This is a genomic window from Parabacteroides johnsonii DSM 18315 (assembly GCF_025151045.1).
GTDB lineage: Bacteria > Bacteroidota > Bacteroidia > Bacteroidales > Tannerellaceae > Parabacteroides > Parabacteroides johnsonii.
In genome coordinates this window covers 1,898,308-1,924,270 of sequence record NZ_CP102285.1, presented here as the reverse complement: position 1 = coordinate 1,924,270, position 25,963 = coordinate 1,898,308, and the positions used below count along the sequence as shown (strand labels likewise).

Sequence of the window (25,963 nt, the reverse complement as noted above, 5' to 3'; positions counted from 1 at the left end):
ACAAAGAAAGTGAGGGTAAGTAATATGTTTTTTTATTGTGAAACAGAGCATAAGGCACTGATATACATACTCCCCTTACACGTCTATAAACATTTCTCCCAATTGTGCAACCAAATTCATCCACTTTTTGTACCTTTGCATTATGAAACATTTCTGCACAATGACCCGATAATTAAACAATTAAGATATACGAAACTCCGGCATCGTCTTATAGGCTTTGGTCAGCCTCGCAGGGATGGTGTCGGGGTTTTGCGTTTTTTAAAAAGCTATGGATATAACCGCCATTAACAAATATCTTCAATCAGCACCAAGATACCGCCTTGTTGTGCTGAAAGATGAGATGCCGCCTGACGACATCCCTAAGTTTGACATAGGTAAATCCATTTCTGCTTACATAATATCCGAAAACTTACCCCATTCAAAAGATTTGAAAATGCTCGTGAATGCTGAGTTTATGCGCCTTTTCAGGGAAATAGCCAGTAACGACACTACTTTCGGCAATGCTATTTCTCTATGTAACTTCGGGATAGTTTTTGAAGAAAAACTTGGCTTGGATATGCGGACAATCTTAAAAGATTTATCTCGCAATTATCTAATGTTTATTCAATGGGAGGGCGTAGTCAAAGATGACAGACTTTGTTTTTTGACTTCCGACTCTTCTAATTTTATAGATCTTTCAGAAATATCACACCTCACTATATGAAATATCTTGAAATACTGCAATTCAACCCAATAGTTGATGTAATCCAATTCAACAGACTTTCGGAGCGCGACTATCAACTCGATGCTCTACACAATTTCGTTTACCCTGATTATTTCCTCGAAACCATTCTCCCCGAGTTCGTGAAGAATATGGTTTTCGGAGGGCACGACCAAAAGGGTATTCAAGTAATAGGTAGCTACGGTACTGGTAAGAGCCACTTGATGGGTCTTGTGCAACTTGTAGCTGAAAATGCCGACAACCTCGCAGAGCTTCGCAATGAACAAGCACGAGAGATAATGCAACCTATTGCAGGTAAGTTTATGGTACATCGCTTTGAGTTGCAGCATAACAATTCGCTTTGGCGTATTGTTACTTTTGAGATACAGCGTTTCCTTGACAGCCACGACATCGACTATAAATTTGACGAAAATTCGCTCAAAAGCTACGGAGAGCAATTAAGCGAAATGATGGCTGCTTTTGAGGATAAATATCCCGACAAAGGCTTTATCCTCGCTATTGACGAGATGCTTCAGTTCCTTCGCCTCCGTGCAGAATCGGGTAACCTCGAAAGTGAGTTGCCCGTGCTTCAAGCCTTGGGGCAGGCTTGCAACAACACAAAGTTCGTGTTTATGTTCGGCGTGCAAGAATTGATTTATTCCGCCCGTGAGTTCCAGTTTGCAGCCGATATGCTCCGAAAGGTGAAAGACCGCTACCGCGACCTTTCAATCCGCCGCGAAGATGTTTCGTATGTGGTGCAAAAACGCCTTCTTGATAAGACCGAACAACAAAAGGCTATCATCCGTGAGCACCTTAAACCGTTTACGCTTTTCTTTGCCGATATGCACGGCAACATCGAGAAGTATGTGAATCTGTTTCCCGTTCACCCCTCATACATCGAGAACTTTGAGAAAATCAAACTTGCACAGTCGCAACGCGAAATTCTCAAAACACTTTCTCGCCAATTCGACAAAATCAAGGACAATGATATTCCTGAAAACGAACCGGGACTGATTACTTACGACCAATATTTTGAACAGATGATGCAAGATGCCTCGATGATGGCCAACCCCGACTTTAAGTTGGTTAGCGACACGGTACATCTTGTTCATGATAAAATTGAGAATAATTTCGAGGGCCCGCGCCGCAAGCAAATTCCGCTTGCTAAGCGCATTGCCAACGCTTGTGGTATCAAAATTATTCAAGCTATGCTGAATAAACAAAACGGTGCTACAGCCGAAACCTTGACCGATGACCTCTGCCCGGTATTCGCAATAATGGAAGACCGCGAGTTCCTGCTCGACCAAGTGGGCAACTGTGCCAACCTTATCGTCAAGGCTACTTCGGGTCAGTACTTTGACCGCAAAGAAAATGACGAGTTTGCGCTTCGCACCGAGGGCGGCATTAATCCCGACCAACTTATTAAGGATTATGCAGATAGTCTTTCTCCTGCTCTGCGGGACAAGGCTTTCTCCGCATTTATGGTAGAAATGCTCGGTATCGACACCGACCCGTGTCGCACGGGTTTCGACATCTATACTCACGAGCTGATTTGGAAATCGCACCGCATCACTCGTGACGGTTACATCTTCTTTGGTAGTCCGAATGAGAAATCCACTACGCACCCTCGCCAGCATTTCTATATGATATTTATGCCGGTGTTCCGCACCGACATACAGCGAGGACACGATACGGACGAAGTCTATTTTGTTATGGACGGTCTTACCAATGAGTTTAAGGATGCCGTTTGTATGCACGGGGCTTCCACAGCTCTTTTTAACTCTGCTCCCACCGAGCAAAAGACTATTTTCCGCGACAAGATGCAGCACTGGTTCACCAAAGCGCGTGATGCTTTTAAGGCTTGCTATCTTGACGCTACCAAGATTTATTTTAATGGCGATGAGCCTAAATTACTTCGCTCTTTCTCACTTCCGGGCGCAGGCACTCCTTTGTTGGAAATCTTTGATTCGGTTGCAGGAGATGTGCTTGAAAGTGCGTTTGCTGATGCTTCACCTAACTATCCTGCGTTTACCGCCGTGCGCTCGGACATTACCAATAGCAACCGTGAACGCTTTATCCGCAATGCCATTGCGAAGGCGGTGAAGCCTGATGCAGCTAATTCCGAGGGTGAGGCGGTGCTCCTTGGTTTGAAACTTTTCAGCGGTGGACAACTCAATGCCGACACTTGCGATTTTGCTAATTCGCTGATTGACAAACTCGAAGAAAAAGGTGAGGGTATGGTGCTCAATCGCGATGAAATCATTGTTGCCGTAGCAGATTCCAATGAATCTATTTGGCGCACTCTCGACTTCAATATCGAAGCCGACCTCGAATTTGTGGTTTTGACAGCAATGGTGCAACTGGGACTGATTGAGATTAAGCTATCTAACGGATCGGTTGTCAATGCTTCCAATGTCGATACTTTGCGTAATGTGGACAAGAGCGAGTATTTTATGTTCTCGCTTATCAAGAAACCGCAGGGCATCAATATTCCTTTGGTGCGCCGTGTTACAAAATCGTTTATTGGACAAGACCTTTCCAACAAACTTGATTTTACCGACACTTTTGCCACTATATCGAATAAGGCACGAGAACTGGCGGCACAAGTTGCCACTTTCCAAGGTCGTATGATGAACGAACTTGCGGAAATCACCATTGCCGGGGAGAAAGTGTTTGGCGAGGAACTGCTGCATTATCTGCGCTTGGAAACTCCTGCACTCAAAGGTTTTTACGACCAACTCGCCACCTATACCTCTAAGGCTAAAATCCGCAACCTGCAAATTCCACTCGACCGTATTGCGCGTTTGGAGGAGGTGCAAAAGTTGATTACCGACACTAAACTGCGTATGGGTGTTGTTCGCAAACTTTCCGACTTGATTAACTATTTGACCTCGGCAAAGCAGTATGTTCCTGCAGGAAGCAACCTGATGACGAACCTTGACCGACAAATTGAGGCGGCTCTCGCTTTCGACCCGGTAAATAGTTCGGAGCAGGAGGTCAATGCTTTGCAAACTTCGCTTGCCGAAATCAAACAAGCATACATCGACTACTTCTTGCTTCGCTACAATGCCGTTTGCTTGAATGATATTCAGCAGGGCGAGCGCAATGCGGTGCTCAATTCCTCGGAATATCGAGTGTGTCAAATTTTGCGCGACTGCACCATATTGAACCCTGCGGTGTTCACATCTTGGCTGTCTGACTTCACCCGTCTGCGTGTGCCGCAGCCGTCTGTCAATTCGGATATTCAGAATTTTCCGAATCCTATCAGTGGTTTCAATCCGATTTCAAGCACTCCCTCGCAGAAGACTATTACCGAACTGCGTCGGGAACTCGAAAACATCTATCGCTCTTGGCATCAAGACATCATCGATTTCCTGAACTCGCAGCATACGCAAGACACGCTAAAATTGCTTAAAGAGGAAGACCGCAGTTATGCCCAAGGTATAACAAACGGGCTGGTACAGATTGATTCCGACTATTCGGCACGCACGGTTATTGAGTTTATCAAGCACGTTTCGCAAGACCTCGAAGAAGTGGAGATAACTCCTGCGGTGCTCAACGAGCAATTTAGTCGCGCTATGTCGGTCGATGAGTTTACCGCAAGAATGGATAGGCTCGTTATGAACCTTATCGGCTGCAAGAAACGCGACAAAGTACGCATTATTTTCCGTCTAAATAATTCTGACAATGAGTAAAAAGACATATAATTCTGGTGAACCCTCTCTTGGCTTGGAGCTCGAGGAGGAAACCGCAACCGAGCAGAAAGGCCCGGTAACCGTACTGGGACTGACCTTTTCCAATGACGATGAACGGCGCGAATATTTCCGTGCCGAACTGCGCCGTAAACTGCCCGAACTGCGCAACATCGAGGGCTTCCCAATTGGCGAGGACGATGACATCATCGCACTTTCCGACCCTCCATATTATACCGCTTGCCCGAACCCTTGGCTCAACGATTTTATCGCAGAATGGGAAGCGGAGAAAAAAGACCTCGAAGCAAAAGGATTGAGAAAAACGGACTTCGAGGTGACTGAACCGTATTCTGCTGATGTAAGCGAGGGAAAGAACAACCCGGTTTATACAGCTCACACTTATCATACAAAAGTACCACACCCTGCCATTATGCGATATATCTTGCATTATACGCAGCCGGGTGATATTATATTCGATGGCTTTTGTGGTACGGGTATGACTGGCGTGGCAGCGCAGGCTTGTGCTAAATCTAATAATGAATGGCATTCAAAAATAGAAAGCGAGTTTGTTAATTCGGTAGGACATAAGCCTAAATGGGGAAAAAGACATGCTATTTGTGGTGATTTATCACCATATGCATCGATGATCTCGAACAACTATAATTCTCCTACTGACATTTCACTTTTGAAAAGTGAAACGCAACGTATCATGAATGAATTGAAAGATGAATGTGGGTGGATGTATACAACTCTGCACGACAATAAACCTATTGGTTGCATTAACTATATGGTTTGGAGTGATGTGGCAATATGTCAAAATTGTGGTAAGGAATTCATCTATTGGGATTCTGCTATGAGTAAAGAGAAAGAAGGATTATTAGATAATTTCGAATGTCCTTATTGTAAATGTTCTCACACAAAAGCAACTGCTAAACGTTCATTTCAAACTGTATATGACGATGTTATTGACGACGTAGTCAATGTCATTAAGCATGTTCCAGTAGTAATGGTTTATACTGTAAAAGGTAAACATATCGAGCGTGAACCATTAGCTTATGATATTGATTTGTTGAAGAAAATAGACCAACATCCGATTGATACTAAATATATTCCTATTCAACTTTTGCCTGAAGGCTACAATACAGAGCAGCCTAAAAAAACACAAGGGTATTTTTATGTACATCAGTTTTATACTCGAAGAAACTTAATTGCATTATCAATTCTATTCAAGAAGATATATGAATCAAAGTATCCGAGTAAATTGATGTTCCTGTTTACTGCGATGATAGGCAGGTCAACAAAAATGCAAAGAGTTCATATAAACAACTATTTTCATGGTGGCGGTGGATGGAATGCGGGTAACCTCAAAGGGACTCTTTATATTCCTCCTTTCCCAGTTGAGACTTCTGTACTTGAGCAAATTGGAGACAAATTACGTCTTCTCTTAAAAGCTGAACCATATTTGCCCCATAGCTTTGACAACGTCATACAAGTTGCTTCAGCATTAAAACAGAATATGTACACAAATAGCGTTGACTACATTTTTACCGATCCTCCATTTGGAGCTAATATTAATTACTCTGAATTAAACAGTTTGCCTGAGGCTTGGCTAAGAGTGACAACAAACAATGAAACAGAAGTAATAGAAAATTCGGCACAAGGTAAAAGTCCTGCATTTTATCATAATGAAATGCAGAAATGCTTTTCTGAATATTATCGTATTTTGAAACCTGGCAGGTGGATGACTGTAGAGTTTAGTAATACAAAAGCAAGTGTATGGAATTTTATACAGAGTGCTATAACATCTGTAGGTTTCATTATTGCTAATGTCGCTTCTCTTGACAAAAAACAAGGGTCATATAAATCTGTAACCACAACCACAGCCGTTAAGCAAGATCTTATTATTTCTTGTTTTAAGCCGAGCGAGAAGTTACTTGCACATTTCGAGAATATGAGGCAGTCGGACGACAACCAAAATATATTTGTCAGCACACAATCGTTTATCGAAGAACTGCTGACACGTCTTCCCGTGATTATTGTCAACGAGAAGAAGACAACTGCTGTTGTGGAGCGCAGCCCGAAGATTTTGTACGACCGACTGATTGCTTTCTTTGTGCAAAACGGTCGCCAAATTCCCATGGACGCATCGGAGTTTCAGCGTTTCCTGCGCGATACTTTTGTAGAGCGTGACGGTATGTTCTTTACCGCCGAACAAGCCATTAAATACGATGACTTGCGGCGACAGATCCCGGAAATGGTTTCGCTTGCACTCTTTGTGGGTAGCGAAGCAGATGGTGTGCAGTGGCTCAAACGCGAACTTGTCGACAAACCGCAGACCTATCAAGACTTGCAACCGAAGTGGATGCAAGACCTCGTTGCTCCGAAGAAAGGGGATGCTATTCCCGAACTGATGCAGATTCTCGAAGAAAACTTCTTGAAAAACGAGGATAGCCAATGGTATATTCCCGATGCGGAAAATGAGGCTGACCTCGAAAAGGTACGTACCAGACGTTTGCTCCGTGAGTTTAAGACTTATGTGGAAGCTGCGGAGAAACCCAAAGGGCGCATCAAGGAAGCTCGCCTTGAAGCACTCCGCACGGGCTTCAAGAACTGCTATCAAGAGAAAGACTTCGCCACCATTGTTCGGGTAGGCGACCGCATACCGCAGTCGCTACTTACCGAAGATGATGTGCTGTTGCAATACTACGACATCGCCACTAACCGCATATAATATGGCCAAGAAGAATCTTCCACAAGGAATTATCAACCGCCTTTTCGGAGAATATTCCGAAAAGCGATTGGTCGTGGTGCAAACCTACGATGAATTTCTGGCTCGCGAAGATGTGCGCATGATGCTTACTTATGCTTCGCTCCGCATCTCTGAGGGGGATAGCCTTACCTTGCGCCTTTGGTGGGAAACCACCGTGAAAGAGGAATTGCAGGAGCAATCCAACATCCGCTTTGTTTTTGTGCAGCGAGAGCAGTTTGATGTGCCGGACGATATAGCAATTTATGCCGACACCACCCAATTTGTGGCTCGACATATCTTTCCTCGCTATAAATGGGCTTTAATCAAAGACCAATCTATCGGTACATTGAATTATCTTTATCAATATCCGGGCAGGGTTTCGATTGACGAACTGCGCACTCATCATATCATTGCCGAATACCAAACTTCGTATGAGGGTGCAAAGGAGAAAATTGAAAACATCATTGCAGAATGGGATAAGCTGTTTGCCAAAATCAAGATTGATAAGCCGGGAGAATGGTTGCCACAAGCAAGCGCACTGATACTTCGTGCGCTCGAAATCGGAAACCTTTCAGCCTTGATGCCGAAAGTAGACGAACTCAATACGCTCTTTCAGCAACACCTTGTTGAACGCTATGCTTCAATCATCAGCTCGACCACACCTCCTGCCAACAAAGCACCGAAGAATGTATGTCAAGTGTTGCCGTTTATCAGTAAGCAGCCCAAAGAGGACAAGTTGGCTCTGGTGGTTGTCGATGGTATGAACTTTTGGCAAAGTCAGATGTTGGTAAACAGTTTGAAGAATAAGTATTTTGACATCAACGCACAGACCGATGTGATATATTCGTGGCTACCGAGTGTCACCGAACTCTCTCGCCAAGCTATATTCCTCGGTAGATATCCGTCTGTCAGCTACCAGCAAAGCAGTTCCTCGGAGAGTAAAATGTGGGAAGATTTCTGGCTGTCGAAAGGCTTTATCAATCGCAACCAAATTCTTTATGAACACGGTTCTACGATTGCCCTAAGCGACATATACAAACGAGTGGCTTGGGTAACGGTTGACCTCGATGAGAAGATGCACGCTTCCGATGACTTCCGTTATCTCCATGCCGCCACAAAGTTGTGGGTGGAGGAAGAAGACTTGCTCAATAATATCGGCGACCTTTTGCAACAAGGCTTCAAAGTGTATATCACCACCGACCACGGAAACATCGAAACCAAACCCTCCCGTTTGCTTTCGCAGCCGGAAAAGGTTGGCTCTCTGTCATTGAGCAAACGCCATGTCACGCTTGCTCCGCAGGCATCGCGCGTGTTGTTTGAACAAGACCACCGAGGAGAAGTGCTTCAGATTGACCCTGCTTCATGCACTTACTATCCGACCTCAAACCACTGCTTTTCAAATATTCCGATGAACGTGACCCATGGCGGCACTCATTTCTTCGAAGTACTTATACCCTTTATTACGATTACAAAAGAATGACAGATAAAACAATACAAATAAGTATCAAACAGCGAGTTCCGCTCGATATATTTTGTTGCACCCTTGCTGACTATCTTAACAAGGGCGAAATAAACGAGCAGTATTTGCTCGAAAACCTACACTCGGTGTTTTCAGGGGAGTATAATATCAAATTGACTTTTAATTACATCAAAAGTTCAATATTGAATCCTTTAATAAATGAAACTTTGGTGCAAAACAAAACTAAAATTCTTGCGGCTCTTAAAATTCCTTTCGAGGCTAATGTTATAGCAATTTCGCTTATCAATGTCAGATTTCCTTTTTGCTATTACTTTACAACTCTTTTAGCCAAATATATGCGTTTGGAAACAGAACTTTCAAGAGATACTATCAACAAACTTGTTGGCAAAGACTATCCTTTGAACGGAACTTGCAAAAAGGCTATCAGAGTATCATTGACACAGCTTATAGATATGGGAGTTATCAAGCGTATCAAGATTGGACTGTACGCTTGGAATGAACCCATTTCTGTAAAAAATAAGATTACAGCAGAATTATGGGCTGAATCTTTTTTTATCAACAACCAGTTACTTGATCGTACTGATACCGAATTGCAATTATTTGACCCATATTTTCTGTATATCAAAGAGGAATAAAGATATTCTAATCAACCACCCATTCGTAAGCTCCGGCAAAATCGGGGCTTGTGTTGTTTTTGTCGGGTATCGGGAGCGCATTTCCTTTTGCAACTCGGAGCGAGGGAGATGCGGTTGGCAACCCGTAGCGGATAAGTCCGAAGTGATAAGTGGCAGTGTTGCGCATGAGTGATTGGCGGGGCGCATCTATAAGAGGTAGCGAGGTAGTGAGCGATGGCTATGCAGAGTCGCTTCGGCTTTACGGAGTGGTACGGCTGTGTTCCGATTGTCGCAAACGAGTTGAACGAGTGAGTTGCGAGCTTTCCCTTATCCCGATAGCAAAGGTGTAAAACGTGTTCCATTTGTAAGACAACACGATGATGGGGTCCAACGAGTAGAACTCCAGCAGCAATCCGTTATCCAAACGGACGAGTTTCACCACCTCATAGTCGTTCAATACATCCGACTTCAATACCCGCTTCACGGCACGGTTCACGCTTGCCGCCGTGATATTGAAAAGGTCGGCTATCTCCCTGGTATTCATCCGCACATTGTCACCCGTGGCGACAATGCAGTTGTCTTCTTCTACTATGATCGTGTCGCGCCACATACGTTGTCCTCCTTTCCGTTTTTTGAATGAATCCGGCAGGAAACTATCAATATTCCCCAACCTTTTTTCCGGATTCTCCATGTCTTGATTGAGCTTCTCTTTGGTGAGGAATGACTGGGTCAGTTCTTTCAAGGCGATGTCTTATACATGGTAGCGTTGCATGAGAAACATACTATCATTTTCTGCCTTTATGCACTATTGTTCAACAGATTAAAGCATGATGGTTTCTGCTTTAAACTATCATACTACTATCATGCAACTATCATACTTTTTGCCTATAATTTTACATATATCACTGATAATGTGATATTTATATTCTATTAGCCAAAATAATCATTAGCAAACATAAGGGACTATTTGTGTTAAAAAAGTAGGTATTCCGCCTAATTATAATCGGAAACAGTGCATAAAACCTCCTCGGACAAGGCAGATAAACAGCCCCACATCCTTGTTTCGGTTTCATCAAGATCCGGGTCTCCACATCTTCCACACCCGGATCTCCCGCATCCCGCCACCCGGGTCTAAAGAAACTTTTCAAGTTGCTTTTGGTAAAAGAGTAGCTTGTATTCATGGAAAAATGAGTCTATTTATATATTTTATATCAACTTCAGAGTATATCTGCAATTTTATAGAATGCTGATATATAATACCTTATTGATTTTTACCCATGATGGTTATGATAGATGAATGATAGTTGAAAACAGTAACCATCATAGAATAACAGGCTGTCCTACAGGTATATAAATTTAGTTATGACAGTATGATAGTTGTTTTGCAAAAAAAACTTTTATACAAAAATGTCCGTACTAAAAACAAGGATTGATTATCCCTTATGATTTTTGGTGCGGTTGCCCTATGATGCTTCCGTATTCCAAGAAATTGTAGTACTTTTGTATTAGAAAATAAGCCTATATTTGTGCTGTAATATAATCGCATATTTTAGATATAGATGGAAAATAAAATCATATTACCTGCAGAGTGGTATCCGCAAAGTGCCGTCCAGTTGACATGGCCGCATGAAGAAACGGATTGGGCGCCTATATTAGACGAGGTGATTCCTTGCTTCGTATCGATTGCCAAAGAGGTAATCAAACACGAAAAGCTCTTGATTGTCTGTCCGGACGAACAGAAAGTACGCAGACAATTAGGCGATGTGGATGACAGCCGGATCATTTTCAGGGAGATGGCGACGAATGATACCTGGGCTCGTGATCATGGTGGCATTACCGTATTCGACCAAGGGGAACCGGCCGTGTATGACTTTGTGTTCAACGGGTGGGGAATGAAATATGTGGCAAATTTGGATAATCTGATTACACGCAATCTGGCGATGCAGGGTACTTTTGCCGACGGAATCCCGATTATCAACATGCAACCGTTCATATTGGAAGGCGGCAGTATCGAATCGGATGGCAAAGGAACGCTGCTCACTACCGTCGAATGTCTTTCGTCTGTGAACCGGAACGAATATCTGCAAAAGGAAGAACTGGAAGCCTATCTGAAGGATGTCTTTGGTTTTGAACGTATTTTGTGGCTGGAAAACGGCTATTTGGCCGGTGATGATACGGATAGCCATGTCGATACGCTGGCACGGTTCTGTAGCGAAGATACGATTGCTTATGTGCAGTGTACGGATGAGTCGGATGAACATTTCGAGGAACTGCAGGCAATGGAACAGGAGTTGCTGGCTTTCAAACAGGCTGACGGTAAACCTTATCGGCTGATTGCTCTGCCAATGGCGGACCCGGTAGTATGGGAGGGCGAACGTCTCCCGGCCACTTATGCCAATTTTTTGATTATCAACGGAGCTGTGTTGCTTCCATATTATAATTCTCCAAAGGATGAACTGGCGAAGGATGCTTTGCAACAGGTTTTTCCGGATCGTGAGATTATTGGGATCAATTGCTTGCCGTTGATTAAACAACATGGTTCGCTACATTGCGTGACGATGCAGTATCCGGAGGGGGTTATTTGAATGAAGAATGAAGAATAAAAAATAAGGATGAATACGTTAAAGGTAGGGATGGTGCAGCAGGCGAATACGGGGGACCGGGCTGCTAATATTGAGAAGCTGAAACAAAATATCCGGGTTTGTGCTTTGCAAGGGGTGGAGTTGGTCGTTTTGCAGGAGTTGCATAACGGGCTTTATTTTTGCCAGACGGAGAATACCGAAGTGTTCGATCAGGCTGAACCGATTCCAGGACCTTCTACAGAGGGCTTCGGGGCGTTGGCAAAAGAATTGGGGATCGTGTTGGTTCTTTCTTTGTTTGAGAAACGGGCTCCCGGTTTGTATCATAATACAGCTGTCGTGATTGAGAAAGACGGGACTATTGCCGGGAAATACCGTAAAATGCATATTCCGGATGATCCGGCCTATTATGAGAAGTTCTATTTTACTCCCGGTGATCTTGGGTTTGAGCCGATCGATACTTCGGTGGGTAAATTGGGCGTATTGGTTTGTTGGGACCAATGGTATCCCGAAGCTGCCCGCCTGATGGCGATGAAAGGGGCGGAACTGCTGATTTATCCGACAGCTATCGGTTGGGAAAGTAGTGATACGGAGGATGAGAAAAAACGCCAGTTAGGAGCTTGGGTAACTGTTCAGCGGGGGCATGCTGTGGCCAACGGGCTTCCGGTCGTTACGGTTAACCGGGTGGGGCACGAGGCTGATCCGTCCGGGCAAACGAATGGGATTCAGTTCTGGGGAAACAGTTTTGTCGCCGGTCCGCAGGGTGAGCTCTTGGCCGAACTTTCCAATAGTGATGAAGAAATACGAATTGTGGAGATCGATAAGACGCGTAGCGAGAATGTCCGCCGTTGGTGGCCTTTCTTCCGGGATCGCCGTATCGATGCCTTTGGAGGTTTGACCGAACGTTTTCTGATATGATATTCTATAACCGTATAGAGGCCGTCTGCCGTATGAACCGATTGGGTACGGAAAGGCGGCCTTTCCTGTTTGTGATCGATTACAAGCAAGACCGGGTGATTGTAGAAGAGCTGGACCAGGTCGATCCTGAGATGTTGCTTTACGACCTGGATGGTGTGACGAATGCTGCGATTGCAAGTCGCATGAAGATCATGGAGAACTTGACTTCTGCGATCCGGTGGGAAACGTTCCCTATGACACAGGAGGCTTATGCCGGCTCGTTTCATAAAGTTGTCGGACATATCCGGGCTGGGAACTCTTACTTAGTCAATCTGACTTGCGCTACTCCTGTCCGGACCGATCTGAGTTTAGAGGATGTTTTTATCCGTTCGGAAGCCCGGTATAAGCTCTGGCTGAAAGATCGTTTTGTTGTTTTCTCTCCTGAGATATTCGTGAAGATACGGGGTGAACATATCTATTCCTATCCGATGAAGGGAACGATCGATGCTACGTTGCCGGATGCCCGCAGGCGGATATTGGACGATCCGAAGGAAACGGCCGAGCATGCTACGATTGTCGACCTGATCCGCAATGACCTGAGTATAGTGGCGACCGAGGTGACGGTGACCCGTTATCGGTACATAGACGAGTTGCTGACGCATAAAGGTGCTTTGTTGCAGGTCAGTTCGGAGATCCGGGGTCGTCTTGTCAGGAATTGGCAGGCAGAGATAGGAGATTTGCTATTTTGCCTCCTTCCGGCAGGCTCCATTACTGGCGCACCTAAAAAGAAGACAATGGAGATTATAGCGGAAGCCGAGACATACGAAAGAGGGTTCTATACGGGTGTTATGGGCTATTTTGACGGGAATAGTTTGAACAGTGCTGTCATGATTCGCTTTTTGGAACGACAGGGGGATGGCTCTTTGGTCTTTAAGAGTGGAGGAGGCATCACCTCCCAAAGTGATTTGGCAAGTGAGTATGACGAAATGAAACAGAAAGTTTATGTCCCCATTTATTGAAACGATCCGGATCGAGAACGGGCAGATTCATAATTTGCCCTACCATAACCGGCGTATGAATGAGACACGCCGGGACGTGTTGCATCAAACCGGTTTCCTTGATTTGAGTGACTGTATCCAACCTGGAGACTATCGGGAACGGACAAAGTGCCGCGTTGAATATGATAAAGATATCCTGAAAGTGGAGTATGCCTCCTATCATATTCGTCCGGTATCCTCTTTGCGATTGGTTGCCGATGATGAAGCCGACTATCGGTATAAAAGTACGGACCGGAGTGTACTGAACCGTTTGTTCGATTTGCGCGAAACGGAGGACGACGTGCTGATCGTTCGGAGAGGATGGTTGACCGACACTTCTATTTGCAATATTGCGCTCTGGAACGGAAAACAATGGATTACCCCTTCCGTACCGTTGCTGGCAGGAACGAAAAGGGCTTCTTTGCTGGATCGGGGAGAGATGGTTGCAGGTGATATCCGGCCGGAGGATTTGCCGGGCTATTCCCGTATCAGGTTGTTCAATGCGATGATCGAGTTTGGAGAAATCGATCTTTCGGTTGATAAGATCGTGCTTTGGCTCAAATAGTCTTTGTCATTGGCATATATGTAGAGTAAGGTCCCGTTTTTGATGGTGTTGATAATTGGCTTGGCAAGTGACTGAGGCAGGGCGGGACAACCGAAACTTCTACCTAAGCGGCCTGCCGATGCAGCAACGGACGGGCTACAATAATTAGCCCCGTGTACCACAATCGCCCGTTCTTTTGCCCGGTCGTTGATCCCTTTTTCCAAACCGTTCAGGACTAAGGAATAGCCGTTTTTACCCTGATAGGTATTCTCCGTCACGAAAAATCCCAATGAACTTTTGTAAGAATTGACTTTGTTGGAGAAAGACGTGGCGTAATTTCCTCCGCTGTTTTTCCCATGCGAGACGAGAGAGGAGAACAGGAGTTTCTTGTGCCGGATATCCAGAACATAAAGCCGCTCTTCCGTGGAAGGCTTCGTGAAGTCGATCAGGGTAATGATATCCTTGTTACGTCGTTCGATTGCCTGCGATCCGGTTATTGCTTGTTCGAAGGCGGTATAGTCCACCACATTATCCAGCTGCATATCTGTATAGAGCTGTCGGCATACCGAAGACATGGCCGCCGCAGGATCAGCCGGAATTAGGGGAGACGAACTTCTGGTTATCGTATAATTAGCCGGAAGAAATAATAAAAACAAGTATAAACAGATGCGCAATAACATAAGATTGAATAATGTCGCACAAAGATAAGACTTTTAATCAAAAACGAAAACAATAGTCTCATTTACAGGCGCCCAATCATAAACGAACTTGGCGTGCGAGGTCGCATTCCGGACGCACATATGGGAACGTGGAGTCGTTCCAAGCGTTGGACTGTATTCGATCAGCGACTTACGTGGCGCGTTTACCGGAACTCCGTGGATATACCCTCCGTTGGTGAACCGACTGGCATAAGGAGCGAATCCACCTGTCTCTTTGCTGCCGTCTACCAGATAAATCATCCTTGCCTTCTTTTCCTGGACGACAAATATGCCTAATGGCGTTTCCTGTGCGTATGGAGGGCGGTGCTGCCCTGTTGTTGCCGGATTCATGCTTCTGACAAGCCATTTGGAACCCGTATGCTCGAGCGTTGCGATATTTTGGTTGGTGACATCGACGAATATGGCCTTGTCGAATGTGACGCTATCGGCTATCGGCTTGACATATTTTCCGGGAACAAGCCATTCCCCGTTTGTATAGATCGTTTGGATACGGAAAAGGTGGTCGCTGTCGTCCAGTAATTTCACCAGAGTCCCGTCACGGCCATAGCGTTCGGCTGTCAGCGTATCGTCTGGCAGATACAGTGGGACAGACTGGTAACGTTCGATACCTAAAGTGTCGGAAACACGCTTGTAAGCATCGCGATGAAAATTTCGGACCAGTGGAGCTTCCCCATTCTTGTTCCTGTAGTTTTGAAAGATCGCCCAACGGGACGGTTTTTGCCGGATCGAATCGAGCAGACGAATACCGGCACGGATCTTATCCCATTGAAATTCCCGTGTCGTATCTTTATACGGGTAAGTATCGGTCAACGTGTGCTGGTCGTAAAGTAGTTCCTTTTCTATAATGGTTTCAATGAGGGGAGGGGGTGCCTCCGGTTCCGGTGTTGTTTCGGCAATCGGAATGTTTTGTCTGGGGGAACCGGGTCCCTGCGGCTCTCTCGGCTTTGTCGTACAGAAACTCAGTGAGGAAAGACAAAGTAGTAAGAGTATGGGGACTGTTTTCATTGTATCTATCATTCTATTCATTATGTAAATATAAACAAAAGAATAGGACGATTGTTTGTTTTTCTTTTTTATTCTTTTTTAGGCAAACGAAGGACAAAGCGGATCAGGGCGACGAATACTTTTCCGTATTTGTCCAGCTTGAGCTGTCCGACACCTCGTATTTCGCTAAACTCGTCGAGTGTGACCGGTTTCTTCTGGACCATATCTTCGAGGGCATCATCTGAAAAGATGATATAAGCCGGGGTATGTTCACGTTCGGCAATCTGCTTGCGAAGCTGTTGCAGGGAGTCGAGAAGCGTTTCTTCTACGGAGGTGGATTCGATCGGACGGATCGGACGGTATTTGTAGCCGCCTTTTTTGGTCGGCAGGGCAAAGTCTTTTGTCTTTTGATAAATGGTCATGAGTGCCTGCTGTTCGCCGAAAAGGACTTTACGCCCTAATGGAGTCACTTTCAGGTGGCCGGCCGACATATAGTCGATTTCGATATAACCGAGCTGAAGCATCTGGTATAAATATTCTTTCCACTCTTTGTAGCTGAGGTCCTTGCCAACCCCGTAGGTTTTTAGTTTATCATATCCTTTTTCCTTCAACTCTTCCTTTTCGGCCCCCCGGAGTATATCGATCAGCAGGTGCATATTAGCTGTTTGCCCGGTACGGAAAATACCGCTCAAGGCTTTCTGCACCAAGATACTCCCGTCGAAACGCTGGGGAGGGTTCTTGCAGACGTCGCAGTTCCCGCAATCCTTGTCCGTTTCTTCTCCGAAATAGCTCAGCAAGATACGGCGTCGGCAGATGTCTGCCTCGCAATACCGGCGCATCCGGTTTAACTTTTGCAAACTGACGTCTTTCTGTCCGCTTTCCTCTGCAAAACGGCGGAGGAGCAGGATATCGCCTACGGAATAGAAAAGAAGCGTGTCGCTTTTCATGCCGTCCCGCCCGGCACGGCCTATTTCCTGGTAGTAGTTCTCGATGCTTGACGGCATATTATAATGAATGACCCAGCGGACATTGCTTTTGTCTATCCCCATTCCGAACGCGACTGTCGCACACACCACATTGACACGGTCGTTGATGAAATCGTCCTGCGCTTTCTCGCGCTTGTCGGGGCTTAGTCCGGCATGATAGGCGACTGCCCGGATACTGTATTCGGACAGTTCTTCAACCAAAGATTCCGTACTGTTGCGGCTCATGCAGTAGATGATGCCGCTTTGCCGGTGGTGGCGGTTGATGAAATGGACGATCGCTGCAATCTTTTCCTTTTTGCTCAGTCCGCGACGGATAGTGAGCGATAGGTTCGGGCGATCGAAAGACGAGATGAATGTTTTAGGATCACGTAGTTTCAGTTGATTCAGTATGTCTGTCCGGGTGATTTTGTCCGCCGTAGCTGTCAGGGCGACGATCGGTACTTTCGGGAAATTCTCTTTCAGAACGGACAGCTGGGTATATTCGGGACGGAAATCATGTCCCCAATGCGAGATACAATGTGCCTCGTCAATGGCGATCAGCGAAATGTCGATGCGGGGAAGAAGCCAATGCAGTTCGCTTATGATCCCTTCGGGGGAGATGTAAAGCAGCTTCACCTTCCCCTGTATGCAGAGTTGCCGTACCCGGTGGCGTTCTTCCTCAGGCATCATGCTGTTGAGTGTTGATGCCGGTATGCCATTGGCGATCAGTCCTTCGACCTGGTCCTTCATCAGAGCAATAAGGGGAGATACTACGATGGCAGTTCCCGGCATGTAGATCGCCGGAAGCTGAAAACAGATCGACTTGCCGCCACCCGTAGGCATCAGGACCAGCGAATCTTCTTTCTGCAAGATGCGCTGTATGATTTCAGCCTGTAAAGGGCGAAATGTAGTGTATCCGAAGAACCGTTTGAGTAGTAACAATAATTCTTTCATGAGAATCAAAAAGAACTGAATGTTTTTTAAGCACGCAAATATAAGAAATAATATTTCCTTGCTACAAGAAAACTTATCTACATGAGCAAAAAAACATCAGAATGCCTACAAATTTTGTAATCAGTGGTTGTGATTATAAAATCAGTGTCAGTGATTATAAAATCACAACCACTGATTATATAATCACTGACGCCGATTACAGAATTGGTAGGCACTTAAAAAAGAATTATTCGGGACAAAAAAGGTTTTTCTTTCCATAGAAATAAGAAATTGTTGCTGTTTTGGTACAATGCCCTGAATTTTTGTGTACCTTTGTCATCATTATTTATTTAACGAGCCGTGATGGCTCATACTTATTATATGACATTTGAACAATTAGAACTGATCGAGCCGATACGCAAGGCTCTCAAAAAAGAAAAGTACACAACTCCCACTCCCATACAAGCCGAAGCCATTCCCCTAGTATTGGACGGATCTGATTTATTAGGTTGCGCACAGACAGGAACCGGTAAGACGGCAGCTTTTTCCATCCCTATCATTCAGAAGATCGAAGAACAGATTTCAAGTAGGTGTAAGCCGGGTATTAAAGCCCTGGTCCTGACTCCGACACGCGAATTGGCGATCCAGATCGGTGAAAGCTTTACGGCATACGGGTGTTATACTCACGTGAAACATACCGTTATTTTCGGTGGTGTGGGACAGAAACCACAGACGGATGCTTTGGAACGGGGTGTGGATGTGTTGATCGCAACTCCCGGTCGTCTGTTAGATCTGCTCAGTCAGGGTTTTATCCGTCTGGATACATTGGAATATTTTGTTTTGGACGAAGCGGACCGGATGCTGGATATGGGATTTATCCACGATATCAAACGTATCCTGCCTTTGCTGCCCAAGAAGCGCCAGTCTCTGTTCTTCTCTGCAACAATGCCACCGGAAATCGAGCGTCTGGCCGGAACGATCCTCCATGAACCTGAGAAAGTAGAGGTGACTCCTGTATCTTCCACTGTCGATACGATTGACCAGTCTGTCTATTTTGTAGAGAAAGTGGAAAAGATCAACCTGCTGAAGAATCTGCTGGAAGACCGTTCGTTGGAATCCGTTTTGGTTTTTACCCGTACAAAGTACGGAGCCGACAAAGTCGCTCGTGTCCTGAACAAATCCGGGATTGGTGCGGAAGCCATTCATGGAGACAAAGGGCAGAATGCTCGTCAGCGTGCCTTATCCAGTTTTAAAGATCATACGCTTCGTGTTTTGATCGCGACCGATATTGCCTCCCGCGGCATTGATGTCGATCATCTTTCGCATGTCATCAACTATGATTTGCCGAATGTGCCGGAGACATATGTACACCGTATCGGCCGCACCGGACGTGCTGGCCGTAGCGGGATTGCTTTCTCTTTCTGCGATGTGGAGGAAGTTCCGTATCTGAAGGATATCCAAAAACTAATCGGTAAAGATGTGCCGGTTGCCGGAGGCCATATGTTTGAGACTGCCGAGGTAAAGGAAGCGGTTGCCGAGAAGAAAAAAGCGATGAAGGAAGAGTCGAAGCGTAGGAATATGTTCGGTAACAAACGCGATGGAAGTTTTTGGCGGAATAAGAAAAGAACGGCAAATAAATAAAACCACCATTTATCCTTTGAAATATTCATGGAATATTATAAATTTGCCCACTTAACATAAAATTCTAAATTGAAAAATGGAAAACACTCGTCGTTCATTCCTGAAAAAGATGACCGCTGCCGGAATTGGTACTGCTGGTCTTGCATTAAGTAGTAACGCCGCTGCTGCTACAGTTACAACAGAAACAAGTGCAGAAAAGAAAAAGAAACCTGCCGGCAAAGACGATGGCAAATTGCGCTTCGGTTTTATCGGTACAGGTTCCCGTTGTCATGAACATATTAACAACGTATTGTCTATCCCCGGAAACAAGATCGTGGCTATCTGTGATATCCAGGCTGGCCCGATCCAGCGTACACTGGATCATATCGCCAAGTTCAATGTGCCGGCTCCAAAGGTATATACAGGTAGCGAACGTGAATTTGAAAAGATGTTGAACAACGAAGAATTCGATTGCGTTATCATCGCCAGCCCGTGGGAATGGCACGTACCGATGTCGGTTGCAGCCATGAAAGCAGGTGTTCCTTATGTCGGTGTGGAAGTGTCTGCTGCCAATACGCTGGAAGAATGCTGGGATCTGGTCAACGTATCAGAAGCTACGGGAAGCCATCTGAACATCATGGAAAACGTTTGCTATCGTCGCGATTGTATGGCTGCGTTGAACATGGTCCGCAAAGGCCTGTTTGGTGAATTGCTGCATGCGACTTGCGGTTATGAACATGATTTGCGCGATGTCAAATTCAATGATGGAAAACATTATACTTATCAGAAAGGCGGTGAGTTGCGCATGGGTAAAGATGCGTTTGCAGAGGCCCAGTGGCGTACGAACCATTCTGTCCGTCGTAACGGCGATGTCTACCCGACGCATGGAATCGGACCGGTGGCAAACTGCCTTGATATCAACCGTGGTAACCGTTTCCTCTCCTTGTCTGCTATGGCAACCCAGTCTCGTGGCTTGCATAAGTTCATCGTGGACAATGGTGGTGAAAACCATCCGTTGGCAAAAGTCCGTTTCAACTTGGGCGATATTGTAACCTCCATGATCAAATGTGCAAACGGGCAGACGGTTATCGTTACACATGACACGAATTCCCCCCGTCCTTATTCTTTGGGTTTCCGCATTCAGGGAACCGAAGGTTTGTGGATGAACGATGGCGATCACGTTTACGTTGAAAATCAATCCAAACCTCACCGTTGGGATGATTCGGAAGAATGGTTTAAGAAGTTCGACCATACATTGTGGTCCAAACATGAAGCCGAAGCTGCTCAGGCCGGACATGGTGGTATGGACTACGTGATGATGTTCGACTTGATCAACGCTATCCATAACAAGAAACCGGCTCCTATGGACTGCTACGATGCTGCTGCATGGAGTGCTATTTCTGCTTTGTCCGAGATGTCTATCGCTCGTGGCGGTGCATTGGTAGACTTCCCCGACTTTACTCGTGGACAGTGGATCCACCGTCAGCCGGCATTCGCTTTGTCTGAATAAGATAAAATAGAAATATCCTTAAAAAAAGGCTATCGGATTGCTTCCGATAGCCTTTTTTTTATACCCTTTCTATCTCTTCCAACCAGAGTCGCGATACTGCATCGCTCGGCATACGCCAGTCTCCACGTGGCGAGAGGCTGACGGAGCCGACCTTGGGACCGTCTGGCAGGCAACTACGTTTGAATTGCTGCTGGAAGAAACGACGGAAGAAGGTGTAGAGCCATTTCTTGATCGTAGCATTGTCGTAAGTGCCTGCGAATGCTTTCTGTGCTAAGAAATAAATCTTGGACGGGTGGGAGCCGAAACGCAGGAAATGGTAGAGGAAGAAGTCGTGCAATTCGTATGGGCCGACCAAGTCCTCTGTCTTTTGTTTGATATTACCGTTTTCGTCTGCCGGGATTAGTTCAGGGCTGATCGGCGTGGCGACGATGTCCAGCAAGGTGAGGCGGGAAGCATCGTCCACCTTGTAGTTGGCAACCCATTCGACTAAGTATTTGACCAATGTTTTCGGGATACTTCCGTTCACGCCGTACATCGACATATGGTCGCCGTTATAGGTCGCCCAGCCGAGTGCCAGTTCGGAGAGATCGCCGGTCCCTATGACGAGTCCGTTCTTCTGGTTGGCGACATCCATCAGCAATTGGGTCCGTTCGCGTGCCTGGCTGTTTTCATAAGTCACGTCGTGGACGGACGGATCGTGGTCGATGTCGCGGAAATGTTGTAGGCAGGCTTCCTTGATCGAGATTTCTTTCAGGGTGACACCGAGGGAGCGGATGAGGTCACAGGCGTTGGTATAAGTGCGGTCGGTCGTACCGAACCCGGGCATCGTGATGCCGATGATCTGCCCTCGTGGTATCTTCAGAGCGTCGAATGTCATGACGGTCACGAGCAAAGCCAACGTAGAATCTAGGCCGCCTGAAATACCGACGACAGCCGTTTGAGCATGTGCATGTATGAGTCGTTTGGCAAGGCCAGCTACCTGTATGTGGAATATTTCTTCACAGCGTTCCTTCAAAGCGTCTCCGGAGGGGGTAAACGGATGCGGATCGATCGGACGTGTCAGGCTGAATCCGTCCGGAGTCCGAACTTGGAAGTCTACAACCTGTGCCTTCTCCTTCAGCAGACCGGATGCTCCATACATGAAACTGGTATTTACCTGGCGGTCGTTTTGTAATGTCTCTATATCGATCTCGCTGATGACAAGTTGTTCTTCCATCGTGAAGCGGGGAGACTCGGCAAGCAGATTGCCATTCTCGGCGATGATCCCGTTACCAGCAAAGACGAGGTCGGTGCTTGATTCGCCGAAGCCGGAAGAGGCGTAGACATAGCCTGCCATGCAACGGGCGGATTGTTGGCAGATCAGCGAACGCAGATAGGTGTGCTTACCGATCAGTTCGTTGCTGGCGGAGAGGTTGAAGATGATGTTGGCTCCTTCCATCGCCAGCAGGGAACTGGGGGGGACGGGGACCCAAAGGTCTTCGCATATCTCGATGCCAATCGTGAGTTGTCCCGAACGGAACAGCAGGTGGCTGCCCATCGGGTATTCTTCTTCCCCGATGGAAATCGTCGATGTCCGAAGCTCTGTGGCGGATGTGAACCAACGTTGTTCCTGGAACTCTTTATAGTTGGGCAAATATGTCTTAGGGACGACGCCCCGTATAACTCCTTTTTGGAAGACAACGGCGGCATTGATCAGCTGGTTTCCTGTCCGGAGCGGAACGCCGACGATAGCCAGGATATTCAGGTCTGCCGTATTGCTGACCAGTTGGAGCAGCGCTGTTTCTGCGCCATCAAGTAGCGTTTGCTGGGCAAAGAGGTCGAGGCAGGTGTAGGCGGTGACGGACAGCTCCGGAAAAGCGATGATCTGTACACCTTTTTCTGATGCTTGTCGCATCAGCCCTTCTATCTTTTCTATATTATAAAAACAATCCGCTACCTGTATATGCGGCACGGCGGCGGCAACTTTTACAAATCCGTAGTTCATATTCGTTTATATTTGTCTTATAGATTGTTCGAGTTTGTCGGGGTCTTGACGGCAATCGAAGATACAGGCGATGACAATAGATAATAGATAATTTTATAGTGTGAACTGATTATATAGCGATATTCCCTGCTTTTTGTTGCCAACAACGGTTCGATAACCCCGATTTGGGGCATAAGAAGCAATCGTTGTGCTTCCCGCTGGATAGAGGTTGTGATATTCCTTGCAACTTGTGCAGACGCTTCTTTTCTATAGTATCGGATTATGGCTTTCATTCCATCTTTGGCCATCTTAGACCAGATTAGGCGTGTCATCGAAACCATGTTTCTATTTCTTTAGAAAGTTCTTCGTCTGTAATGTATTCACCTCTTTCCACTTGAGCCTCAGCTTCCCTGACCTTCGCAATCATCTCTTCCTGCGAGTAATGACACAAGGGCGAGCGTTCTCTTTCTTGGGTAAATGCGTTTGGCATATTTTTTGATCTTTTCTAAAACCTCCATATCGTCTATCTCGTCCAGATAATCGCGTATGAAGTTCTGTTTCCATTGTTGGAATTCCATTGCCGTCATGATGTAAACTCCTTTCTTATGAATTATGCTCCAAAGGTATGCAATTCCTTTGGATTAAAAAAGAAGGGGAGCCATACTTCACTGCATGCTCCCCTTGCAAACACAAAACAATCAACAAAAAACTATTGTCTGAATACCTTCTCGGATTTATCTGATAAATAATAGTTCCCTGTATTTCGGTAATGTCCAGATCTGGTCATCGACAACCAGTTCTAATTTGTCGATGTGATAGCGGATGGCTTCTAGCATCGGGACGATCTTGTCGTGGTAGGTGATTGCCTTCTCGCGTTCGCTTTCGATCTTGTTGGCGACCTTGCGGGCTTCCACCATTTCGTCGACCTTCTCTTTGATGAAGTTGGTGCGATAGGCGATGTCTTCAATAATTTCCAGGTTGCGGGACGAAAGGATAGAAGCTTTATCAGCAGGGAAAAGGTCTTTCATTTTGTAGACGTTGTCGATCAGGGAAGTCTGGTATTTGGTGGCGGTCGGGATGATGTGGTTCATCGCCAGGTCGCCGAGTACGCGGGCTTCGATTTGGATTTTCTTCGTATAGGTTTCCCATTTGACTTCGTTACGGGCTTCCAGTTCCTTGCGTGTCATGACACCGGTGGATTCGAACATCCGGACGCTGCTTTCTTTCAGATAGTTGTCGAAGATCACCGGCACGCTTGTCTCGCAGTCCAGGCCACGACGGGCAGCTTCGGCTTTCCATTCGTCACTGTAGCCGTTGCCGTCGAAGCGGATCGCCTTGCATTCCTTGATGTCTTTACGGAGCACTTCGAGAATGGCGGCGAATGTTTCCTTGCCATCGGCAATTTTTGCATCAACCTCGGTTTTGAATGTCTTCAATTGTTCGGCTACAGCCGCGTTCAGGGCGAGCATAGCAGAAGCGCAGTTGGCTTCTGAGCCTACGGCACGAAATTCAAATCGGTTGCCGGTGAAGGCAAAAGGTGAGGTACGGTTACGGTCGGTATTATCGATCAGCAGTTCGGGAATGCGGGCGATGTCGAGCTTCATGCCCTGCTTGCCTGCCAACATCAGATCTTCCGGTTCGCTTTTTTCAAGATGCTCCAGGACTTTTGATAACTGTGTTCCAAGGAAGCTGGAGATGATTGCCGGAGGTGCCTCGTTGGCTCCTAAGCGGTGGGCGTTGGTGGCGCTTGAAATGCTAGCTTTCAAGAGTCCGTTGTGGTGATATACAGCCATCAGCACATTGACGATGAAGGTGATGAAGCGGAGGTTTTCTTCCGGTGTCTTACCCGGAGCCATCAGGAGGATGCCTGTGTCGGTTCCTAATGACCAGTTGTTATGTTTGCCGGAACCGTTTACGCCTTTGAATGGTTTTTCGTGCAACAGGACACGGAAGCCATGTTTACGGCTGATCTTACGCATCAGGGCCATTACGAGCAAGTTATGGTCGTTCGCCAGGTTGCATTCTTCGAAAATGGGAGCTAACTCGAACTGGTTCGGAGCTACTTCATTGTGGCGTGTTTTCAAAGGAATTCCTAATTTGAGCGATTCGATTTCCAGTTCCTTCATAAACTCCATGACACGAGTCGGAATAGCGCCGAAGTAGTGGTCTTCCAGCTGCTGGTTTTTCGAACTTTCGTGTCCCATCAACGTACGGCCGGTTAGCAATAGGTCGGGACGTGCAGCATACAAGCCTTCATCGACCAGGAAGTACTCCTGTTCCCAGCCCAGGTAAGCGTACACTTTCTTTACATCCGGATTGAAGTAATGGCAGACATCTGTGGCAGCCTTGTTGACGGCTTCGAGGGCTTTCAGCAGTGGGGCTTTGTAGTCCAGCGATTCGCCGGTATAAGCGATGAAGATAGTCGGGATGCAGAGTGTATCGCCTACGATGAAAGCGGGAGAGGAAGGGTCCCAGGCGGAATAGCCGCGTGCCTCGAATGTGTTCCGGATACCGCCGTTCGGAAAACTGGATGCATCCGGTTCTTGCTGGATCAGCAGTTTGCCGGAGAACTCTTCGACCATGCCACCTTTTCCGTCGTGTTCGACGAAAGCGTCGTGCTTCTCGGCCGTTCCCTCGGTCAGCGGATGGAACCAGTGTGTGTAGTGGGTGGCACCCATTTCGATCGCCCATTTCTTCATGCCGACGGCAACGGCATCGGCTGTTTCTCGGTCGAGTGGAGTGCCGTTGTCGATACAGTCCGTGATTCGTCCATATGCTTTTTCAGTAAGGTATTTGAACATCTTCGCCCGGTTGAATACGTTCTGCCCGAAATAACCGGATGGACGTTCGTCCGGAGTCGGAACTTCCACAGCCTGTTTCTTGAAGGCTGTTTCTACTACTCTGAATCTTAACTTTGACATAGATATAATGATTTGATGTGATAATTTTCCAAGTATGCCGATAGATCGGGATTCAT

21 protein-coding genes are annotated in these 25,963 nt (G+C 46.3%); 11 read left to right on the top strand and 10 right to left on the bottom strand.

Going from position 1 to position 25,963, the window contains the following annotated elements; all coding sequences use genetic code 11:
- The first annotated feature begins 268 nt into the window (after positions 1-268).
- Genes NQ564_RS07855 through NQ564_RS07835 form a run of 5 tightly spaced genes read left to right on the top strand, consistent with a single transcriptional unit; the run spans position 269 to position 9,256 of the window.
- The gene (locus NQ564_RS07855; protein ID WP_008149079.1) at positions 269-703 is read left to right on the top strand and encodes a hypothetical protein; all 435 of its coding nucleotides are present in this window, start codon (positions 269-271) and stop codon (positions 701-703) included.
- Complete coding sequence (locus tag NQ564_RS07850) at positions 700-4,395, top strand: DUF6079 family protein (protein WP_227963242.1); 3,696 nt, start codon at positions 700-702, stop codon at positions 4,393-4,395. The genes NQ564_RS07855 and NQ564_RS07850 overlap by 4 nt, the downstream gene beginning before the upstream one ends.
- Positions 4,388-7,123 (top strand): DNA methyltransferase, encoded by a 2,736-nt coding sequence (locus tag NQ564_RS07845; protein WP_008149085.1) that lies wholly within the window; start codon positions 4,388-4,390, stop codon positions 7,121-7,123. The genes NQ564_RS07850 and NQ564_RS07845 overlap by 8 nt, the downstream gene beginning before the upstream one ends.
- 1 nt (position 7,124) lies before the next feature.
- A complete protein-coding gene (locus NQ564_RS07840) occupies positions 7,125-8,621 on the top strand; it encodes a PglZ domain-containing protein (protein ID WP_217803628.1) in 1,497 nt (498 codons plus the stop codon).
- On the top strand, positions 8,618-9,256 hold the full coding sequence (locus tag NQ564_RS07835; RefSeq protein ID WP_008149091.1) for a hypothetical protein: 639 nt from the start codon (positions 8,618-8,620) through the stop codon (positions 9,254-9,256). The genes NQ564_RS07840 and NQ564_RS07835 overlap by 4 nt, the downstream gene beginning before the upstream one ends.
- A 7-nt stretch (positions 9,257-9,263) precedes the next feature.
- Here NQ564_RS07835 and NQ564_RS07830 read toward each other — a convergent pair whose 3' ends face one another.
- The 3 genes from NQ564_RS07830 to NQ564_RS19405 all read right to left on the bottom strand — a co-directional run bounded on the left by NQ564_RS07830 (position 9,264) and on the right by NQ564_RS19405 (position 10,416).
- Positions 9,264-9,422: a hypothetical protein gene (locus tag NQ564_RS07830; RefSeq protein ID WP_008149092.1), complete on the bottom strand. Its 159-nt coding sequence runs from the start codon at positions 9,420-9,422 to the stop codon at positions 9,264-9,266.
- Positions 9,423-9,494: 72 nt separating this feature from the next.
- Positions 9,495-9,977 carry a hypothetical protein gene (locus NQ564_RS07825; RefSeq protein ID WP_008149094.1) on the bottom strand — a complete coding sequence of 161 codons (483 nt, stop codon included), beginning with the start codon at positions 9,975-9,977 and terminating at the stop codon, positions 9,495-9,497.
- Positions 9,978-10,155: 178 nt separating this feature from the next.
- Complete coding sequence (locus NQ564_RS19405; RefSeq protein WP_008149096.1) at positions 10,156-10,416, bottom strand: hypothetical protein; 261 nt, start codon at positions 10,414-10,416, stop codon at positions 10,156-10,158.
- A gap of 378 nt (positions 10,417-10,794) precedes the next feature.
- Between NQ564_RS19405 and NQ564_RS07820 the strand changes: the two genes are divergently transcribed.
- From NQ564_RS07820 to NQ564_RS07805, 4 genes are read left to right on the top strand one after another with little or no spacing between them, the layout of a single operon-like run.
- Complete coding sequence (locus NQ564_RS07820) at positions 10,795-11,820, top strand: agmatine deiminase family protein (protein ID WP_008149098.1); 1,026 nt, start codon at positions 10,795-10,797, stop codon at positions 11,818-11,820.
- Between the two features lie 27 nt (positions 11,821-11,847).
- Complete coding sequence (locus NQ564_RS07815) at positions 11,848-12,732, top strand: carbon-nitrogen hydrolase (protein WP_008149100.1); 885 nt, start codon at positions 11,848-11,850, stop codon at positions 12,730-12,732.
- Positions 12,729-13,730, top strand: coding sequence for an aminodeoxychorismate synthase component I (locus tag NQ564_RS07810; RefSeq protein WP_008149101.1), 1,002 nt, complete (start codon positions 12,729-12,731; stop codon positions 13,728-13,730). Before NQ564_RS07815 ends, NQ564_RS07810 begins: the two co-directional genes overlap by 4 nt.
- The gene (locus tag NQ564_RS07805) at positions 13,714-14,313 is read left to right on the top strand and encodes an aminotransferase class IV family protein (RefSeq protein WP_008149103.1); all 600 of its coding nucleotides are present in this window, start codon (positions 13,714-13,716) and stop codon (positions 14,311-14,313) included. Before NQ564_RS07810 ends, NQ564_RS07805 begins: the two co-directional genes overlap by 17 nt.
- Here NQ564_RS07805 and NQ564_RS07800 read toward each other — a convergent pair.
- Genes NQ564_RS07800 through recQ form a run of 3 tightly spaced genes read right to left on the bottom strand, consistent with a single transcriptional unit; the run spans position 14,226 to position 17,914 of the window.
- Positions 14,226-14,972 carry a murein L,D-transpeptidase catalytic domain family protein gene (locus NQ564_RS07800; RefSeq protein ID WP_008157253.1) on the bottom strand — a complete coding sequence of 249 codons (747 nt, stop codon included), beginning with the start codon at positions 14,970-14,972 and terminating at the stop codon, positions 14,226-14,228. The genes NQ564_RS07805 and NQ564_RS07800 overlap by 88 nt on opposite strands.
- A 33-nt stretch (positions 14,973-15,005) precedes the next feature.
- Complete coding sequence (locus NQ564_RS07795; protein ID WP_208855427.1) at positions 15,006-16,028, bottom strand: L,D-transpeptidase; 1,023 nt, start codon at positions 16,026-16,028, stop codon at positions 15,006-15,008.
- A 56-nt stretch (positions 16,029-16,084) separates the two neighbouring features.
- A complete protein-coding gene (gene recQ, locus NQ564_RS07790) occupies positions 16,085-17,914 on the bottom strand; it encodes a DNA helicase RecQ (RefSeq protein ID WP_008149108.1) in 1,830 nt (609 codons plus the stop codon).
- A gap of 360 nt (positions 17,915-18,274) precedes the next feature.
- On the opposite strand from recQ, the gene NQ564_RS07785 reads away from it, so the two are divergent.
- Both NQ564_RS07785 and NQ564_RS07780 read left to right on the top strand, forming a co-directional pair.
- Positions 18,275-19,534: a DEAD/DEAH box helicase gene (locus tag NQ564_RS07785; RefSeq protein WP_008149112.1), complete on the top strand. Its 1,260-nt coding sequence runs from the start codon at positions 18,275-18,277 to the stop codon at positions 19,532-19,534.
- 76 nt (positions 19,535-19,610) lie between these two features.
- Positions 19,611-21,023: a Gfo/Idh/MocA family protein gene (locus tag NQ564_RS07780; RefSeq protein WP_008149114.1), complete on the top strand. Its 1,413-nt coding sequence runs from the start codon at positions 19,611-19,613 to the stop codon at positions 21,021-21,023.
- A 58-nt stretch (positions 21,024-21,081) separates the two neighbouring features.
- On the opposite strand, the gene NQ564_RS07775 is transcribed toward NQ564_RS07780, so the two are convergent.
- The 4 genes from NQ564_RS07775 to NQ564_RS07760 form a co-directional block, all read right to left on the bottom strand.
- The gene (locus tag NQ564_RS07775; RefSeq protein WP_087375337.1) at positions 21,082-23,007 is read right to left on the bottom strand and encodes an NAD(+) synthase; all 1,926 of its coding nucleotides are present in this window, start codon (positions 23,005-23,007) and stop codon (positions 21,082-21,084) included.
- 17 nt (positions 23,008-23,024) lie between these two features.
- On the bottom strand, positions 23,025-23,318 hold the full coding sequence (locus tag NQ564_RS07770; RefSeq protein ID WP_157632046.1) for a type II toxin-antitoxin system RelE/ParE family toxin: 294 nt from the start codon (positions 23,316-23,318) through the stop codon (positions 23,025-23,027).
- A gap of 69 nt (positions 23,319-23,387) precedes the next feature.
- The gene (locus NQ564_RS07765) at positions 23,388-23,573 is read right to left on the bottom strand and encodes a hypothetical protein (protein WP_008149119.1); all 186 of its coding nucleotides are present in this window, start codon (positions 23,571-23,573) and stop codon (positions 23,388-23,390) included.
- Positions 23,574-23,720: 147 nt separating this feature from the next.
- Entirely contained in the window at positions 23,721-25,907 is a 2,187-nt protein-coding gene (locus tag NQ564_RS07760) for a glutamine synthetase III family protein (RefSeq protein ID WP_008149123.1), read from the bottom strand.
- Positions 25,908-25,963 lie beyond the last annotated feature (56 nt).

Excerpts from the sequence above, each read along its gene's own strand:
- NQ564_RS07855 (WP_008149079.1), top strand. The coding sequence starts at position 269 with ATGGATATAACCGCCATTAACAAATATCTTCAATCAGCACCAAGATAC.
- NQ564_RS07850 (WP_227963242.1), top strand. The coding sequence starts at position 700 with ATGAAATATCTTGAAATACTGCAATTCAACCCAATAGTTGATGTAATC.
- NQ564_RS07845 (WP_008149085.1), top strand. The coding sequence starts at position 4,388 with ATGAGTAAAAAGACATATAATTCTGGTGAACCCTCTCTTGGCTTGGAG.
- NQ564_RS07840 (WP_217803628.1), top strand. The coding sequence starts at position 7,125 with ATGGCCAAGAAGAATCTTCCACAAGGAATTATCAACCGCCTTTTCGGA.
- NQ564_RS07835 (WP_008149091.1), top strand. The coding sequence starts at position 8,618 with ATGACAGATAAAACAATACAAATAAGTATCAAACAGCGAGTTCCGCTC.
- NQ564_RS07830 (WP_008149092.1), bottom strand. The coding sequence starts at position 9,422 with ATGCGCAACACTGCCACTTATCACTTCGGACTTATCCGCTACGGGTTG.
- NQ564_RS19405 (WP_008149096.1), bottom strand. The coding sequence starts at position 10,416 with ATGAATACAAGCTACTCTTTTACCAAAAGCAACTTGAAAAGTTTCTTT.
- NQ564_RS07820 (WP_008149098.1), top strand. The coding sequence starts at position 10,795 with ATGGAAAATAAAATCATATTACCTGCAGAGTGGTATCCGCAAAGTGCC.
- NQ564_RS07815 (WP_008149100.1), top strand. The coding sequence starts at position 11,848 with ATGAATACGTTAAAGGTAGGGATGGTGCAGCAGGCGAATACGGGGGAC.
- NQ564_RS07810 (WP_008149101.1), top strand. The coding sequence starts at position 12,729 with ATGATATTCTATAACCGTATAGAGGCCGTCTGCCGTATGAACCGATTG.
- NQ564_RS07805 (WP_008149103.1), top strand. The coding sequence starts at position 13,714 with ATGTCCCCATTTATTGAAACGATCCGGATCGAGAACGGGCAGATTCAT.
- NQ564_RS07800 (WP_008157253.1), bottom strand. The coding sequence starts at position 14,972 with ATGTTATTGCGCATCTGTTTATACTTGTTTTTATTATTTCTTCCGGCT.
- NQ564_RS07795 (WP_208855427.1), bottom strand. The coding sequence starts at position 16,028 with ATGATAGATACAATGAAAACAGTCCCCATACTCTTACTACTTTGTCTT.
- recQ (WP_008149108.1), bottom strand. The coding sequence starts at position 17,914 with ATGAAAGAATTATTGTTACTACTCAAACGGTTCTTCGGATACACTACA.
- NQ564_RS07785 (WP_008149112.1), top strand. The coding sequence starts at position 18,275 with ATGACATTTGAACAATTAGAACTGATCGAGCCGATACGCAAGGCTCTC.
- NQ564_RS07780 (WP_008149114.1), top strand. The coding sequence starts at position 19,611 with ATGGAAAACACTCGTCGTTCATTCCTGAAAAAGATGACCGCTGCCGGA.
- NQ564_RS07775 (WP_087375337.1), bottom strand. The coding sequence starts at position 23,007 with ATGAACTACGGATTTGTAAAAGTTGCCGCCGCCGTGCCGCATATACAG.
- NQ564_RS07770 (WP_157632046.1), bottom strand. The coding sequence starts at position 23,318 with ATGACACGCCTAATCTGGTCTAAGATGGCCAAAGATGGAATGAAAGCC.
- NQ564_RS07765 (WP_008149119.1), bottom strand. The coding sequence starts at position 23,573 with ATGACGGCAATGGAATTCCAACAATGGAAACAGAACTTCATACGCGAT.
- NQ564_RS07760 (WP_008149123.1), bottom strand. The coding sequence starts at position 25,907 with ATGTCAAAGTTAAGATTCAGAGTAGTAGAAACAGCCTTCAAGAAACAG.